Raw genomic sequence first — 15,225 nt, 5'->3', positions numbered from 1 at the left:
GACGGTTACCTCGGCACTGCAAGACGCCGCTCGGCGGCGCGCATCAGCGCGGCCAGCAGCGAGCAGGTCGCGACATAGAGGCAACTCGCAACGATCCAGGTCTCGACGACGCGGAAGGTCTCGACGTTGATCTTGCGTGCCTCGAAGGTGAGTTCCGGAACCGCGATCGCTGCGGCGAGCGAGGTATCCTTGAAGAGCGAGATCATCGTACTGCCGAGCGAGGGCAGGACGCTACGCAGCATCAGCGGAATGATGATCGACGTGCGTATCTGCATCTCCGTAAGCCCAATCGCGAGCCCCGCCTCGCGCTGGCCCGGCGGTATGGCGATGAGGCCGCCGCGAAACACTTCGGCAAGATAGGCCCCCGAATAGATTGCAAGCGTGGCAACGAAGCTCTCGATCTTGCCAAGACGGACTCCGAGTTCAGGAAGCGCGAAATAGCTGAAGAGGACAAGGACGAGGATCGGCGTGTTGCGGATCACCGTGACGTAGAGCCCGGCAGGCTTGCGCAGCAACGCCCTCCTGGAAATGAGCCCGAAGGCCGTGATCAGCCCGATCACGCAACCGGCGAGGATCGCGACAAATGCCAGGCCGAGGCTGAGCGCCAGGCCTTCGAGAAGCAGGTCGAACGAGCGCCACACAGCCGCGAAGTTCAAGGAGTATGTCATGGAAGCAGCCGTTTCATGGGACAGGGCAGCTCCGCCAACAGGCGGAGCCGCCGTTGGCAGGGCTCACTTGTACTCGATGGGAAAACCGATGTGCGGCGGGGTGAGGTCCTTGCCGAACCAGGTCTTGAACGACTTGGCATAGAAATCGAATTCGACACCGGTCATGGCTTCGTGCAGCGCCGTGTTGACGAAGTTCAGCCAGTCCTGATCACCGCGCCGGACGCCGCAAGCATAGGTCTGCGGGTTCCAGCCATAGCCGGCGTCCTTATAGCGCCCCGAGTTCTGGGTCATGTACCAGGCGAGCGAGGACTGGTCGGTAGCGGCGGCATCGGCGCGGCCGGATTCGAGCGCCTGATAGATCAGGTCGACGGATTCATACTGGTCGACCGTCGCCTCCGGCAAGGCCGCATGGACCATGTCCTCGGCATAGACGTTCTGCAATACGGAAATCGTCACCGACGAGCCGGCAGCTTTTAGCGCTTCGTAATCGGCATACTTGCCGTCCGCCTTCAGCATCAGGCCGACGCCTTCACGGTAATAGGGAATGGTGAAGGCGATCTGCTGAGCGCGTTCCCCGGTAACCGTCATGAATTGGCAGGTGATATCCACCTTGCCGGTGGTGATGTTCGGAATACGGGCGTCGGACGACTGGTTGACGAACTCGATCTTCTCCGGATCGCCGAACAACGCCTTTGCGATGATGCGGCCCATGTCGACGTCGAAACCCTGGAGCTTGTCTTCGGCGCTCTTGAAGTGCCACGGCGCGTTGGTGCTGCCGGTGCCGAGTATCAGATGGCCGCGGCTCAGAACTTCGTCGAGCTTGCTCGATGCCTGTTGTGCTTGCGCTGGCATGGCCGCCAGCACGGCCGCGACGAAACTCGCGGCGACCGTGAATCTGCTGATCATCGAAAGATCTCCCCTTTTGTTCCCACTCATAGATTCCGGTATATTGGACATTGGTCCTGAATAACGGATTGACCCATCAAATGCCTTGGGCCATTACTTGTCAAGCAGGATCGGCTACATTCGCCGCCGATCCACTTCGCATCGAGGAAACCCCGCATGACACTGCCGATCGAAACCCCCGCCGTGCTGGTCGATCTCGATATCGCCCGGCGCAATGTCCTTGCGTTTCAGGCCTATGCCGACCGGCACGGCATCCGCGTGCGCCCGCACATAAAAACCCACAAGCTTCCGCAGATGGCCGAGCTGCAGCTCGATGCAGGGGCGATCGGCATCACCTGCCAGAAGGTGACGGAAGCGGAGGCGATGGTTGACGGCGGCGCCCGGATCAAGGACGTGCTGATCACTTACAACCTCCTCGGCGAGCAGAAACTCGCACGGCTGGCGCGGCTCAACGAAAGGGTGACGGTCAGCGTTGTCGCGGACAACGCGACCGTCGTCGACGGGCTCGCAGCTTTCTTCGCCGATGCCGGAAAGCCCTTGACCGTACTCGTCGAATGCAACACCGGAGCAGATCGCTGCGGCGTCGGGACTCCGTCCGAGGCGGCGCGCCTTGCCCGGCGCATCGCCGAGGCACCGGGACTGCGCTTCGGCGGATTGATGACCTATCCGCCGGCCGATGGCGCCGCACGCGTCCAGGCCTTCATGAGCGACGCGAAGCGGCTGATCGAGGCAGAGGGGCTCGAAGTTCCGTGCATTACATCAGGGGGCACGCCCGGTATGATGCAGGCGGCCGAAGCGCCGATAGCAAGCGAGCACAGGCCTGGTACCTACATCTATAACGACCGGTCGCTGGTTGCCCGTGGCGTGGCATCATGGGAGGACTGTGCCCTCACCGTGCTCGCAACCGTGGTATCGGTTCCCAGCGAAAACCGGGCGATCATCGACGCCGGCAGCAAGGTCCTGACCTCCGACCTGCTAGGTCTCACCGGCTACGGCCACGTGCTCGGCCGCAACGACATACGTATCGACCAGCTCTCCGAGGAGCATGGCCGCCTTGTCTCGGACGGTCCGATCGGGCTCCATGTCGGCGAACAGGTTCGCATCGTTCCGAACCATGCCTGCGTCGTGACCAACATGGTAGATGCGGTCCACGTCATCGAGAGCGGCGGACCAAAAGGCACATGGCCGGTCGTCGCCCGCGGCCGCGTCCTCTGATCGGCGCCCGGTCAGAGGACGCTCTGCTGGCGTAAGAGCCCGTCTGGCAGCCGAAAGCCATTAGTCCACTATTTTAGTGCATTTCTAAAATGTCGTGCTATCTTATCGGCGCTGAGGCCCGAGACCGACAACGGGCACGGCATTCTTCCAGCAGCTCGCATATTGATAGGACTTTTCAAGAAACCACCTCTAGGCGTCATAAGTTTGCGTTGAAGTAGTCTACCAAATCGGTAGCTTTATCTGGCAAAAGATGGAGGTCGAAATGAGCTCGAATAGTCTTGCCGGAATAGTGAAACTAGCGCTTGTCGTCGGAAGCCTGCAGCTTGGCTCGATTGGCCTCGCGCTTGCGGACACGACCATCCTGAACGTGTCCTACGACCCGACTCGGGAACTTTACAAGGAATTCAACGCGGCCTTTGCCGAAAAATGGCAGGCCGACACCGGCGAAACCGTGACGATCCAGACATCGCATGGAGGGTCCGGCAAGCAGGCCCGTTCGGTCATCGACGGCCTGGAAGCTGACGTCGTGACGCTGGCACTCGAAGCGGACATCGACGCGATCGCCAAGGAAAGCGGCAAGATCCCAGCCGATTGGAAGAGCCGTTTCGAGAACAACAGCGCCCCCTACACTTCGACCATCGTCTTCCTCGTCCGCAAGGGCAACCCCAAAGCCATCAAGGATTGGGGCGATCTCGTCAGGGAGGATGTGCAGGTGATCACACCCAACCCGAAGACTTCGGGCGGCGCTCGCTGGAACTTCCTGGCGGCCTGGGCCTGGGCGCGTGCCGCCAATAACGGCGACGATGCGAAGGCGCAGGAATATGTGGCGCAGCTCTTCAAGCACGTGCCGGTTCTCGACACCGGCGCGCGCGGTGCGACGACCACCTTCGTCCAGCGCGGCCTGGGCGATGTATTGCTGGCTTGGGAAAACGAAGCCTATCTGTCGCTGGAAGAGCTAGGCCCCGACAATTTCGACATCGTCACGCCTTCGATCTCGATCAAGGCGGAGCCTCCGGTTGCGCTGGTCGATGGCAACGTCGACAGCAAGGGCACGCGCAAGGTCGCCGAGGCCTACCTCGACTATCTCTACAGCGATGTCGGGCAGAAGATCGCGGCCAAGCACTACTACCGGCCGTTCAAGCCTGAACTGGCGGATCCCAAGGACACAGCGCGCTTCACCGAATTGAAGCTCGTCACGATCGACGATTTCGGCGGCTGGAAGGAAGCTCAGCCGAAATTCTTCGGCGACGGCGGGGTCTTCGACCAGATCTACCGACCGGGGCAATGATATCGATGGCCGCTCGCAGCAGCACGCGGTGGCGGTTCCGGCAGCCGAGCGTCATTCCGGGTTTCGGATTGGCGCTCGGCGTCACGCTGGCATGGCTCACCATCATCGTTCTCATTCCTCTCTCCGGACTGCTGTGGCGCTCCAGCGGCCTCGGATGGTCGAAATTCGTGGAGCTGGCGCTTGACGAGCGCACGGTCAACGCATTGACGATCAGCTTCGGCACGGCCTTCATCGCAGCCGTCGTCAACCTCGTCTTCGGCGTGCTCCTCGCCTGGGTTCTCGTGCGCTATCGCTTTCCCGGCAAGCGCGTGATCGACGCCATGGTCGATCTGCCCTTCGCCCTGCCGACCGCAGTCGCCGGCATTGCGCTCACGACGCTTTATGCGCCGAACGGCTGGATCGGCTCGCTGCTCGCTCCGCTCGGCATCAAGATCGCCTTCACTCCGGCCGGGATCGTCGTGGCGCTGATCTTCGTCGGATTGCCCTTCGTCGTGCGCACCGTGCAGCCGATCATGGAAGAGATCGACAAGGAAGTCGAAGAGGCGGCAGCGACCCTCGGCGCCACCCGATTCCAGACGATCAGCCGGGTCTTGTTGCCCGGCCTCCTGCCTGCCGGGTTGACCGGCTTCGCACTCGCCTTTGCCCGCGGCGTCGGCGAATATGGTTCGGTGATCTTCATCGCCGGCAATCTCCCCTACGTCTCGGAGATCGCGCCGCTTCTGATCGTCATCCGCCTGGAGGAATTCAACTATCCGGCAGCAACCGCGATCGCCGCGGTGATGCTCCTGCTTTCCTTCATGATGCTGCTGGTCATCAATGTGATCCAGGCGTGGAGCAGACGGAGATATGGTTATGGCGCATGATGCCGGCTACGCCTCTAATACGCTCGTGACGGCCGCAACGTCGGAAACGCGGCTTTCGCGCGTGGTCCTGACCATCGTCGCGCTCGGTTTCGTCGCGCTCTTCCTGCTTCTGCCGCTCGCCACGGTGTTCATCGAGGCGTTCCGCAAAGGGGCGGCAGAGTTCTTCACGGCGCTTGGCGATCCCGAGACCTTTTCCGCAATCCGGCTGACGCTGCTCGTCGCGGGAATCGCCGTGCCGCTCAATCTCGTGTTCGGGGTGGCGGCTGCCTGGGCCATCGCGAAATTCGAGTTCAAGGGCAAGGCGTTCCTGACGACGCTGATCGACCTGCCCTTCTCCGTTTCGCCAGTCATCTCCGGCCTCGTTTTCGTGCTGCTCTTCAGCTCCCATAGCGCGCTCGGACCGATCCTGCAGAGCTACGGCATCCAGATCCTCTTTGCCGTTCCGGGCCTCGTGCTCGCCACCGTCTTCGTGACCTTCCCCTTCGTCGCGCGTGAATTGATTCCGCTGATGCAGGAACAGGGAACCGCCGACGAGGAAGCGGCACTCTCGCTCGGGGCCACCGGCTGGCAGACCTTCTGGCATGTGACGCTTCCCAATATAAAATGGGGCCTGCTCTACGGCGTGCTTCTTTGCAACGCCCGCGCCATGGGTGAATTCGGTGCGGTCTCGGTCGTGTCCGGCCATATTCGCGGCCAAACGAACACCATGCCGCTGCAGGTCGAAATCCTCTATAATGAATATAATTTCGTCGCCGCCTTTGCGGTGGCAGCGCTCCTTGCGCTCCTGGCGCTGGTAACGCTCGTTTTGAAGACGTCTCTTGAACTTCGCTACAGCGACGAGATCGCTGCCAGCCGCAGGCACTGAAAGGTCCAGACCTCCATGGAAGTCCGCGTCCAGAACATTCGCAAGGAATTCGGCCGTTTTCCCGCGCTCGAAGACGTTTCCCTCGATATCCGGTCGGGTGAACTGATTGCGCTCCTCGGCCCCTCCGGCTCCGGCAAGACCACGCTGCTGAGGCTGGTCGCCGGGCTCGAAAGCCCGACCGAAGGCACGATCTTCTTCGGCGACGAGGATGCGTCGAAGAAGACCGTCCAGCAGCGCAACATCGGCTTCGTTTTCCAGCATTACGCGCTGTTCCGCCACATGACGGTGCTCGACAACGTCGCCTTCGGCCTGAAGGTGCGGCCCGCCAAACGGCGGCCGTCGGCTGCCGACATCCGCCGCAGAGCGGTCGACCTGCTGGAACTCGTGCAGCTCTCCGGGCTGGAGAGACGCTACCCGGCCCAGCTTTCGGGCGGGCAGCGCCAGCGCGTCGCGCTCGCCCGCGCCATGGCCGTCGAACCCAACGTTCTGCTCCTGGATGAGCCTTTCGGCGCGCTCGATGCGCAGGTGCGCAAGGAACTGAGGCGGTGGCTGCGCGAAATCCACGACCGCACCGGCCATACCACGATCTTCGTCACTCACGACCAGGAGGAAGCACTCGAGCTTGCCGACCGCGTCGTCGTGATGAGCAAGGGCGCGATCGAGCAGGTCGGCACGCCCGACGAGATCTATGACCATCCGGTCTCGCCCTTCGTCTACGGCTTCATCGGACAATCCAACTGCCTCGACGTCACCCTCGCCAATGGCGAAATCTGGCACGAGGACCGCCCGATCGGCCTTCGTGCCGGGAATGAGCCGGACGGCGCCGCAACCCTCTATTTCCGCCCGCACGACGTGGAACTCATCGACGGCTGCGGCGGTTGCCTCGCCGGCCTGGTCACGGCCAGCAGGCGCGTGGCGGGCACCCGGCATCTGGAACTCGATCTCGGACGTAAGCACGCTCCGGTCGAAATCGAGCTGCCGCCGGAACGCGCCGCCTCCACCGACCACACGCGCATCGCCTTCCGGCCGACGCGATGGAAGCTATTCCGCAAGGGCGGACAAAAGGAAGCACCGCTGATAGAGGCGGAGGCGCCGGTGCTCGCAGCCACCGGCACGTGAGGCGGTGAACCCGGGCTGTGGAAGCGCGGATTCGCCCGGTCTGGACGCCGGGCTTTGATCTGCCGAAATAATCGGTTCCGATCGAATGAATCCTGCGGTAGAAACCGTCCAATGTCTGTTATCGATGATCTCACGAGCGCACTCGGCGATGCCGTGCTCACCGGCGACCGGATCGCCGAACGTCACCGCGGCGATGCGAGCCTCACGGGCCGGATTCTCCCTTTGGCGGTCGTTCGCCCGGCGAGCGTTGCCGAGGTCGCCGACGCGCTGAGGATCTGCAACGCGCATCGCCAGGCCGTGGTGCCGCAGGGCGGCTTGACCGGGCTCGCCGGCGGCGCCAATCCGTGCGCTGGCGACGTTGCCATTTCGCTGGAGAGACTTTCCGGCATCGAGGAGATCGATGCTGCGGCGGGTACGATGACGGTTCTCGCCGGAACACCTCTCGAAGTCGCCCAGCGCGCGGCCGAGGATGCGGGTTTCCTGTTGCCGATCGATCTAGGGGCCCGCGGCTCCTGCCAGGTCGGCGGTAATCTGGCCACGAATGCCGGCGGCATCCGGGTCATCCGCAACGGTGTGGCGCGCGACAATGTGCTGGGGCTCGAGGCCGTTCTTGCCGACGGAACCGTGCTTTCGTCGATGAACAAGATGATCAAGAACAACACGGGCTACGACCTGCGGCAGCTCTTCATCGGTTCGGAAGGCACGCTCGGCATTATCACGCGGGCGGTGCTGCGCCTGCGCCCGCTACCCGCCGGGCGGCTGACGGCGCTCTGCGCGCTCGACAGCTATGAGAATGTCGTCGCCCTGCTCAAGCGGGCACAGAAGGAACTCGCCGGCCTCTCCGCATATGAGGCAATGTGGGAGAGCTATTTCCGTTTCAATTGTGTGGCCGAAGGGCTCAGGCTCTTCGAAGCCACTCCCGCTTTCGCAGTCATCGTGGAAGAGGACCTGCAAGGCCATGAAGCGGAACGCGAACGGTTCGAAGCGTTTCTCGGGCGAGCCCTGGAGGACGGCGTGATCGGCGACGCGCTGATCGCGCAATCGCAAAAGGAGGTTCAAACCTTCTGGCGTATCCGCGAGGGCCACGCGCTGGACCGGCTGCCCCTGCTCCTCAACTTCGATGTCAGCCTGCCGATCGGCGAAATCGGCCGCTTCGCCGACGAATGCGGCAAGGCGCTTCGGGCCAAGTTCCCCGAAGCGCACGTGTCGTTCTTCGGCCATGTCGGCGACAGCAACCTTCACATCGCCTTTTCCGTTCCGGGCGCAACCGAGGAAACGGCGCACGCGGTCGACGCCGTCGTCTACGGACTGGTCGGCATCTATAGCGGCTCGGTTTCGGCCGAGCACGGGATCGGCCTCGTGAAGCGCGACTTTCTCGATCGCTCCCGCAGTCCGGCGGAACTCGAACTCATGCGGCGCATCAAGAATGCGCTCGACCCGAACGGCATTCTCAATCCCGGCAAGGTGCTGGGCTCGATTTAGCGTGGAAATTTGCCCCTCACCCTAACCCTCTCCCCGTCGAACGGGGAGAGGGGACGAAGTCGGCGCTGCTAGTCCCCTTCGCCCCGCCTGCGGGGAGAAGGTGGCCGATAGGCCGGATGAGGGCACTTTTTGGGCTCAAACCCATGAGGCGGGCGATTTCGGCAGCCGGCCATCGGGATCGATGACGTCGAGACGCGGTTCTTCCGCACCGTTCCAGCGCCAGAGCGCGACGCAGGTGCCGCCGGGCGACATGAAGGATGGATAGATCACCCCGTGATAGTCGCGCGCCAGAAGCTCCGACTGCGGCCTGTGGGTCTCCGGCACCGCGCCTTTGTCGAGCGCATCACGCCATTCGCAGCGATGGATCGCCTCATCCACACCAAGCTCCAGAAGAACGCTGGCATCCGTGAGGTCCGCGAGCCTCGCCCCGCGCAACTCGAGCTGCACGATGAGCGCCGGATGCTGCACGAAACCCTGATTATATTCAGCCCAGGCAGTGGAAAGCTCGCGCGCAGCATAAATCGCAGGCATGCCGATCGGGTTCCAGCGGCCACCGAAGCGAGCGGCACCCGCGCCGGATAGCGGCATATGTGCCCAGCGCGGAACGAAGGCGCGCCAGAGCGTTATCGGCTCGACCGGCGACGTCGGTTCCGGATCGGGTCGCGATGCGGGCGGAATGTGTTTCCTCATCCCGTCTTAAGCGTAGACGCCGGCACGTACCGATTCGAGATAGGCGAGCACCTTGTCGGCCTTGCCCTCGCCGACCAGATCGAACGCCGTCTTGCCGGCCCAGCCGGGGATAGGCTGGTGCTTGAACCAGATGACGGCGCGGGCTTCGTCGCCCGCCATTTCGGAAGCCATGGCGAGGATGCGGACGACCTTGCTCAAGGCGCTGTCGACCTTCCGGGCGCCGGATTTCGCCGTCAGCGTATTGCGGGCGACACCGATCAGCTTGGCGAGTTCGGCGAGCGTGACGCCCAACCGGTCGGCGACAAGGCGGGCCGAGAGAAACGGGGAATGATCGTCCCCGAAACGGGCTGCAGGTATCTGGAAATCAACGGCCATCATGAGAAATCAAACCTGGTTTGATCGGGTCCCTGTAAAAATAGGGTCGATTTCCCATCAATTCAAGCGCAATCTCGGCTCATTGCCGCCAGGAGGGATTGCGCCGTTCGAAGAAGGCCGACACGCCCTCCCGTGCTTCGTCCGTTTCCCAGGTATCGGCAAGCTGCTCTATCGTTGCGGCGATGACGGCGTCGGTGATGGGAAGGCCCAGCGACCGCGCAAGCCGCTTCGCCCGCCCGGCAGCGCCCGGAGCCGCGACGAGATAGGCCGTCACCGCGGCTTCGACCGCCCCGTCCAGCATGGTGCCGTCGACGACCGTCGTCACGAATCCCGCGACCTTCGCCTCCTCCGCACCGAACACCCGCGCCGACATGAACAGCGGCCGCGCCCTCGCCTCGCCTGTCCGGGCAATGACATATGGGCTGATCGTCGCCGGGATCAGCCCGAGGCGCGTTTCGGTCAGGCCGAATTGAGCACCGGAAGCGGCGATCACCGTGTCGCAGACGCTGATCAGCCCGACGCCGCCGCCGAAGGCGTTCCCATGCACGCGTGCGATGAGCGGCTTCGGCAGATCGTTCAGCGCCTTCAACATCATCGCAAGCCGCGTCGCCTCGGCAATCCGCGTCGGCCGGTCGGCGGAAAACTGCTGACGCATCCAGTCGAGATCACCGCCGGCACAGAAACTCTTGCCTTCCGCGTCGAGAATGACGGCCCTGATCGATGCATCGGTTGCGAGCAGGCCTGCGACGGCCGTCAATTCGCCGATCATGGTGGCGGAAAGCGCATTGTGCTTTTCCGAACGGGCAAGCGTCACCCGGGCGACCCCGCGCTGGTCGATGGCACAACGGATCGTATCGAAGGTCATGCTGTGCTCCTCAGCGATCGTGCAAAAGCAGCGGCGCGGTCGAGTTTTTCCGAGTCGAGGCCGGTGGCAAAACCCTGCGCCTCGAGAAAGGCGTTCACGGCAAGTGTATCGACATTGCCGGCCGCTCCCGGCGCATAAGGACAGCCGCCGAGCCCGCCGGCGGAGGCGTCGAAAACCCTGATACCGCGCTCCAGTGCCACCGCGATATTCTCCAGTGCCCGGCCGGACGTATCGTGAAAATGTCCGGCGAGTTTCGGTGCATCGATCTCGCGGAGCGCCGCGGCCAGCATCGCATCAACCGCTTCCGGCGTGCCGCGCCCGATCGTGTCGCCGAGACTGATCTCGTAGCAGCCGAGGTCGGCAAGCAGCCGCGCGACGCGGGCGGTCTCCGCCGGCACGATCGCGCCCTCATAGGGACATTCGACGACACAGCTCACATAGCCCCGCAGGGGAACGCCTCGATGCCGGCTTGCCTCGGCGACCGGCCGAAAACGCTCGATGCTTTCGGCAATCGAGCAGTTGATGTTCTTTTCGGAGAAGCTTTCCGACGCCGAGGCAAAGATCGCCACCTCGTCGGCGCCAGCCGCAAGCGCCGCCTCGAAGCCGCGCATATTGGGCGTCAGTGCCGCGTAACGCGTGCCCGGCCGCCGGACGATACCAGCCATGACAGCCGGCGCGTCGGCCAATTGCGGTACCCAGCGGGGACTGACGAAGCTCGTTACTTCGATGCGCTCGTAACCGCAGTCGGAGAGCAGATCGACGAGCCCGACCTTGTCCTCGGTAGCAACGAGCCGCGACTCGTTTTGAAGACCGTCGCGCGGCGCCACCTCGACAATCGTGACGCGCTCCTTTGCCGGCGACGTCATTGCGCAGCCTCCTCCATCAGCGTCACGAGCACTGTGCCCTCGCTGACCTGAGCGCCTTCCGCCACATGCACATTGGCGATCGTGCCCTCGCGTGAGGCCGAGAGCGTCAGTTCCATCTTCATCGCCTCCATCACGACAAGCGCCTGTCCCTTTGTCACTGCGTCGCCGGCGCCGACCCGCACCAGCTTCACGAGACCCGGCATCGGCGCGACCAACTCGTCGTCGGCGATCTCGCTGCTCTGCCCGCCGGTCAATCCGTCCGGCACATGGAACACCAGGTTGCGCCCGCCATGGAAGAGCGTCAACGCCTCGCGATCCCTTGAGAAACGGATCAGGCGCTTCTGCCCGGCCACCTCGAGCCGGGCACCGCCCTCGAAGCGGTCGAGCACGAGGACGGGCAGCGTGCTCGCACCGGCACGCACGGCGAACTGGTCACGGCCGCGCGAAGCCAAGGTGACGGTTGCGCGCACGTCCGCATGTTCGATCACCACCATGCGGTGCGCGTCGCCCCAGATCTGCCAGGAGCCGAGCGACGACCATGGATCGGTCGACCTGTTCGGGTCGAGCGCGCCGGTCGAAACTATCGCCGCCAGCGCCAGCGCCTCGTCACCAGGTGCGACCGGAGCGGTCAGTCGCTCGATCTCCCGGTCGATCAGCCCCGTATCCGGGTGGCCAGAGCGGAAATCATGCTCTTCCGTCAGGCGGATGAGAAAGTCGCGGTTCGTGACCGTGCCGCCTATGCGGCATTCCTTGAGAGCATCCTGCAACCGGCCGAGCGCCGCCGAACGGTTCTGGCCATGTACGATCAACTTGGCAATCAGCGGATCGTAATAGGGCGTGATCGTATCCCCCTGCCGGACGCCGGAATCGACCCGCGAAGTCCCCTCGGGAAAGCTCAATTCCGTCAGCCGGCCGGTCGCCGGCAGGAAGCCCCGGGCCGGATCCTCCGCATAGAGGCGCGCCTCGAAGGCCCAGCCGTTCATTGAAATATCGGCCTGTTTCTTCGGCAGCGGCTCGCCGCTAGCGACCCGCAATTGCCATTCCACGAGATCGATGCCGGTGATCGCTTCCGTGACGGGATGCTCCACCTGCAGCCGCGTGTTCATCTCCATGAAATAGAAGTGATCCGGCCAGAGGCCGTTGGTCACGTCGGCGATGAACTCCACGGTGCCTGCACCGACATAGCCGATCGCCTGGGCGGCCCTGACCGCGGCATCCCCCATCGCACGGCGGACCTCGGCCGTCATGCCGGGCGCCGGCGCCTCCTCTATCACCTTCTGATGCCGGCGTTGCAGCGAGCAGTCGCGCTCGAAGAGGTGGACGATATTGCCGTGCCGGTCGCCGAAGACCTGCATCTCGATGTGACGCGGCTTCGTCAGATAGCGTTCGAGAAGCACCGAACCGTCGCCGAAGGCGGATTCGGCCTCCCGCCGTGCGGCCTCCAGCGCGGGGCCGAAATCCTCCTGCCGCTCGACCCGGCGCATGCCTTTGCCGCCGCCGCCCGCCCGCGCCTTGATCAGCACCGGATAGCCGATTTCCCGTGCCCTGTCGGCAAGAAAGGATGCATCCTGCTCTTCGCCGTGGTAGCCGGGCACGACCGGTACGCCGGATCGTTCCATGAGAGCCTTGGCCGCGTCCTTGAGACCCATGGCGCGGATTGCGGCCGGCGGCGGCCCGACGAATATCATGCCTGCTTCTGCGACAGCCTCCGCGAAATCGGCGTTCTCCGACAGGAAACCATAGCCCGGATGAATGGCTTGTGCGCCGACGCTTCTTGCCGCTTGAACGATAGGAGCGCTCGCCAGATAGCTTTCGGCGGCGGGCGCGCCCCCGATCCGGATCGCCTCGTCGGCGAGCGCCACGTGCAGCGCGTCTCCGTCAGCGTCGGAATAGACGGCGACGGTGCGGATGCCGAGCCGTCGCGCGGTGCGGATGATGCGGCAGGCGATTTCACCGCGATTGGCAATCAGGAGCTTCGAAAACATACGCCTCTTTTCCAATCTATTGCGCCGCGACCACTTCGACTTCCAAGAGCCAGGCCGAATCGAAAATGCCGGTGATCACCACCGTCATTGCCGGAGCCAACGAGCCGAGATAGTCGTTGCGGATCTCGCGGTTCTCCATGACGTGCTGCCTGTCGGCGAGATAGGTCGTGACCTTGACGATGTCGGTTTTCGACATGCCGGCCGCCTTGAGCTGCGCATCGACGTTCAGCCAGACTTGGCGCGCCTGCGCCTCGAAACCCTCCGGCACGACGTCGTCCGACGTTACCGGAATTTGGCCGCTGACGAAAAGCACGCGCCGGAAATCCTCGATGCTGACAGCCTGTGAATACCCCCCGCGCGGCTGCGGTGCATTCAGGGCATTGATGTTGTCGCGTTTCATCTCGGGACCTCTCGTCACATTCTGAACAGTCCGAAGCGCGTCTCCTCGATCGGCGCGTTCAAGGCCGCCGACAGAGACAGCGCCAGCACGTCGCGGCTCTTGCGCGGATCGATCACGCCGTCATCCCAAAGCCTTGCCGACGCATAGAGCGGGTGGCTCTGACGTTCGAATAGATCGAGCACCGGTTGGCGGAAGCGGGCCTCCTCCTCTTCACTCCATGGTTTTCCTGACCGCTTCAAGGCTTCGCCGCGCACCGAGGAGAGCACGCCTGCCGCCTGTTCGCCGCCCATGACCGAAATGCGGCTGTTCGGCCAGGTCCAGAGAAAGCGCGGCGAGAAGGCGCGCCCGCACATCCCGTAATTGCCTGCCCCGAACGATCCGCCGACCAGCATGGTGATTTTCGGCACCTTCACGGTCGCGACTGCGGTCACCAGCTTGGCGCCGTGCTTGGCAATTCCCTCTGTCTCGTATTTGCGGCCGACCATGAAGCCGGTGATGTTCTGCAGAAAGACGAGTGGAATCCTGCGCTGCGCGCAGAGCTCCACGAAATGCGCTCCCTTGACGGCCGATTCCGAGAAGAGCACGCCATTATTGGCGACGATGCCGACTGGAATGCCGTGGACATGGGCGAAACCGCAGACGAGCGTGGTGCCGAACCGCGCCTTGAACTCGTCGAAGCGGGAACCGTCGACAAGCCGGGCGATCACCTCGCGGATCTCATAGGGTGTCTTGAGGTCGGCCGGGACGATGCCGGCGATTTCCTCCGGATCGTAGAGTGGCGGCTCCGGCTCGATGCGCTCGACCGTCCAGGGCTTCTCACGGTTCAAGGCCGAAACGGCGCGGCGCGCCAATGCCAGCGCATGCGCATCGTCGCGCGCAAGGTGATCGGCAACGCCCGAAAGGCGCGTGTGGACGTCGGCGCCGCCAAGGTCTTCGGCCGAGACGACCTCTCCGGTCGCCGCGCGAACGAGCGGCGGGCCTGCAAGAAAAATAGTGCCCTGCTTTTCGACGATGATCGCTTCGTCGGACATGGCCGGCACATAGGCGCCGCCCGCCGTGCAGGATCCCATGACCACCGCGATCTGAGGGATGCCAGCCGCCGACATGTTGGCCTGATTGTAGAAGATGCGGCCGAAATGGTCCCGATCCGGAAAGACCTCGTCCTGGTTCGGCAGGTTCGCGCCGCCGGAATCGACAAGATAGACGCAGGGGAGCCGGTTCTCCGCCGCGATCTCCTGCGCGCGCAAATGCTTCTTGACCGTCAGCGGATAGTAGGTGCCGCCTTTGACCGTCGGATCGTTGCAGACGATCATGCACTCGCGGCCGGAAATCCGGCCGATGCCGGTGATCAGGCCCGCGCCCGGCGCATCGTCGTTGTACATCCCATATGCGGCGGTGGCTCCGACCTCCAGAAAAGGCGTGCCCGGATCGATGAGAGTAGCAAGCCGGTCCCGCGGCAGGAGCTTGCCGCGGCTGACGTGGCGCTCGCGCGCCGTCTCGCCGCCGCCGGCTGCGGCCAGGCGCACCGCGTCCTCGATCGTCGCGATGGCCTCCGTCATGGCCGCGCGGTTCGCCTTGAACTCCTCCGAGGATGGCGAAATGTGCGAACGCAATACTGTCATGCTCCCCCCAAGCGTT

The 15,225-nt window shown here is 63.7% G+C and carries 15 protein-coding genes; 6 read left to right on the top strand and 9 right to left on the bottom strand.

The window, feature by feature from the left end; genetic code table 11:
- Positions 1-5: 5 nt before the first annotated feature.
- Together M1D43_RS20725 and M1D43_RS20720 are read right to left on the bottom strand one after the other, a co-directional pair.
- The gene (locus tag M1D43_RS20725) at positions 6-668 is read right to left on the bottom strand and encodes an amino acid ABC transporter permease (protein ID WP_014527283.1); all 663 of its coding nucleotides are present in this window, start codon (positions 666-668) and stop codon (positions 6-8) included.
- Positions 669-731: 63 nt separating this feature from the next.
- The gene (locus M1D43_RS20720) at positions 732-1,574 is read right to left on the bottom strand and encodes a transporter substrate-binding protein (protein ID WP_003537164.1); all 843 of its coding nucleotides are present in this window, start codon (positions 1,572-1,574) and stop codon (positions 732-734) included.
- Positions 1,575-1,730: 156 nt separating this feature from the next.
- Here M1D43_RS20720 and M1D43_RS20715 point away from each other — a divergent pair, with 156 nt between their 5' ends.
- The 6 genes from M1D43_RS20715 (at position 1,731) to M1D43_RS20690 (ending at position 8,406) form a co-directional block, all read left to right on the top strand.
- Positions 1,731-2,789 carry a D-TA family PLP-dependent enzyme gene (locus M1D43_RS20715; protein WP_014527284.1) on the top strand — a complete coding sequence of 353 codons (1,059 nt, stop codon included), beginning with the start codon at positions 1,731-1,733 and terminating at the stop codon, positions 2,787-2,789.
- A 262-nt stretch (positions 2,790-3,051) separates the two neighbouring features.
- Positions 3,052-4,077 carry a sulfate ABC transporter substrate-binding protein gene (locus M1D43_RS20710; protein WP_003537160.1) on the top strand — a complete coding sequence of 342 codons (1,026 nt, stop codon included), beginning with the start codon at positions 3,052-3,054 and terminating at the stop codon, positions 4,075-4,077.
- A complete protein-coding gene (gene cysT / locus M1D43_RS20705; RefSeq protein ID WP_010975580.1) occupies positions 4,074-4,940 on the top strand; it encodes a sulfate ABC transporter permease subunit CysT in 867 nt (288 codons plus the stop codon). The genes M1D43_RS20710 and cysT overlap by 4 nt, the downstream gene beginning before the upstream one ends.
- Positions 4,930-5,805, top strand: coding sequence for a sulfate ABC transporter permease subunit CysW (gene cysW / locus M1D43_RS20700; RefSeq protein WP_014527285.1), 876 nt, complete (start codon positions 4,930-4,932; stop codon positions 5,803-5,805). Before cysT ends, cysW begins: the two co-directional genes overlap by 11 nt.
- Positions 5,806-5,820: 15 nt before the next feature.
- Positions 5,821-6,924 (top strand): sulfate/molybdate ABC transporter ATP-binding protein, encoded by a 1,104-nt coding sequence (locus tag M1D43_RS20695; protein ID WP_014527286.1) that lies wholly within the window; start codon positions 5,821-5,823, stop codon positions 6,922-6,924.
- Between the two features lie 111 nt (positions 6,925-7,035).
- Positions 7,036-8,406, top strand: coding sequence for an FAD-binding oxidoreductase (locus M1D43_RS20690; RefSeq protein WP_015008367.1), 1,371 nt, complete (start codon positions 7,036-7,038; stop codon positions 8,404-8,406).
- 135 nt (positions 8,407-8,541) lie between these two features.
- On the opposite strand, the gene M1D43_RS20685 is transcribed toward M1D43_RS20690, so the two are convergent.
- The 7 genes from M1D43_RS20685 to M1D43_RS20655 form a co-directional block, all read right to left on the bottom strand.
- On the bottom strand, positions 8,542-9,096 hold the full coding sequence (locus M1D43_RS20685) for an RES family NAD+ phosphorylase (protein ID WP_027990652.1): 555 nt from the start codon (positions 9,094-9,096) through the stop codon (positions 8,542-8,544).
- A gap of 6 nt (positions 9,097-9,102) precedes the next feature.
- Positions 9,103-9,474 carry an antitoxin Xre/MbcA/ParS toxin-binding domain-containing protein gene (locus M1D43_RS20680; RefSeq protein WP_003534594.1) on the bottom strand — a complete coding sequence of 124 codons (372 nt, stop codon included), beginning with the start codon at positions 9,472-9,474 and terminating at the stop codon, positions 9,103-9,105.
- Between the two features lie 76 nt (positions 9,475-9,550).
- Positions 9,551-10,336, bottom strand: a complete 786-nt coding sequence (locus tag M1D43_RS20675; protein ID WP_017264723.1) for a crotonase/enoyl-CoA hydratase family protein — start codon at positions 10,334-10,336, stop codon at positions 9,551-9,553.
- Positions 10,333-11,202 (bottom strand): hydroxymethylglutaryl-CoA lyase, encoded by an 870-nt coding sequence (locus tag M1D43_RS20670; RefSeq protein ID WP_014527288.1) that lies wholly within the window; start codon positions 11,200-11,202, stop codon positions 10,333-10,335. Before M1D43_RS20670 ends, M1D43_RS20675 begins: the two co-directional genes overlap by 4 nt.
- Positions 11,199-13,187, bottom strand: coding sequence for an acetyl/propionyl/methylcrotonyl-CoA carboxylase subunit alpha (locus M1D43_RS20665; protein ID WP_015243150.1), 1,989 nt, complete (start codon positions 13,185-13,187; stop codon positions 11,199-11,201). The genes M1D43_RS20670 and M1D43_RS20665 overlap by 4 nt, the downstream gene beginning before the upstream one ends.
- Positions 13,188-13,203: 16 nt before the next feature.
- Positions 13,204-13,587, bottom strand: coding sequence for a RidA family protein (locus tag M1D43_RS20660; RefSeq protein ID WP_027990651.1), 384 nt, complete (start codon positions 13,585-13,587; stop codon positions 13,204-13,206).
- Positions 13,588-13,601: 14 nt separating this feature from the next.
- Positions 13,602-15,209, bottom strand: a complete 1,608-nt coding sequence (locus tag M1D43_RS20655) for a carboxyl transferase domain-containing protein (RefSeq protein ID WP_014527290.1) — start codon at positions 15,207-15,209, stop codon at positions 13,602-13,604.
- Positions 15,210-15,225 lie beyond the last annotated feature (16 nt).

Source organism: Ensifer sp. R1-3 (assembly GCF_056739175.1).
Note: the sequence above shows the minus strand (reverse complement) of the source record. Positions and strands in the feature narration are given on the sequence as shown.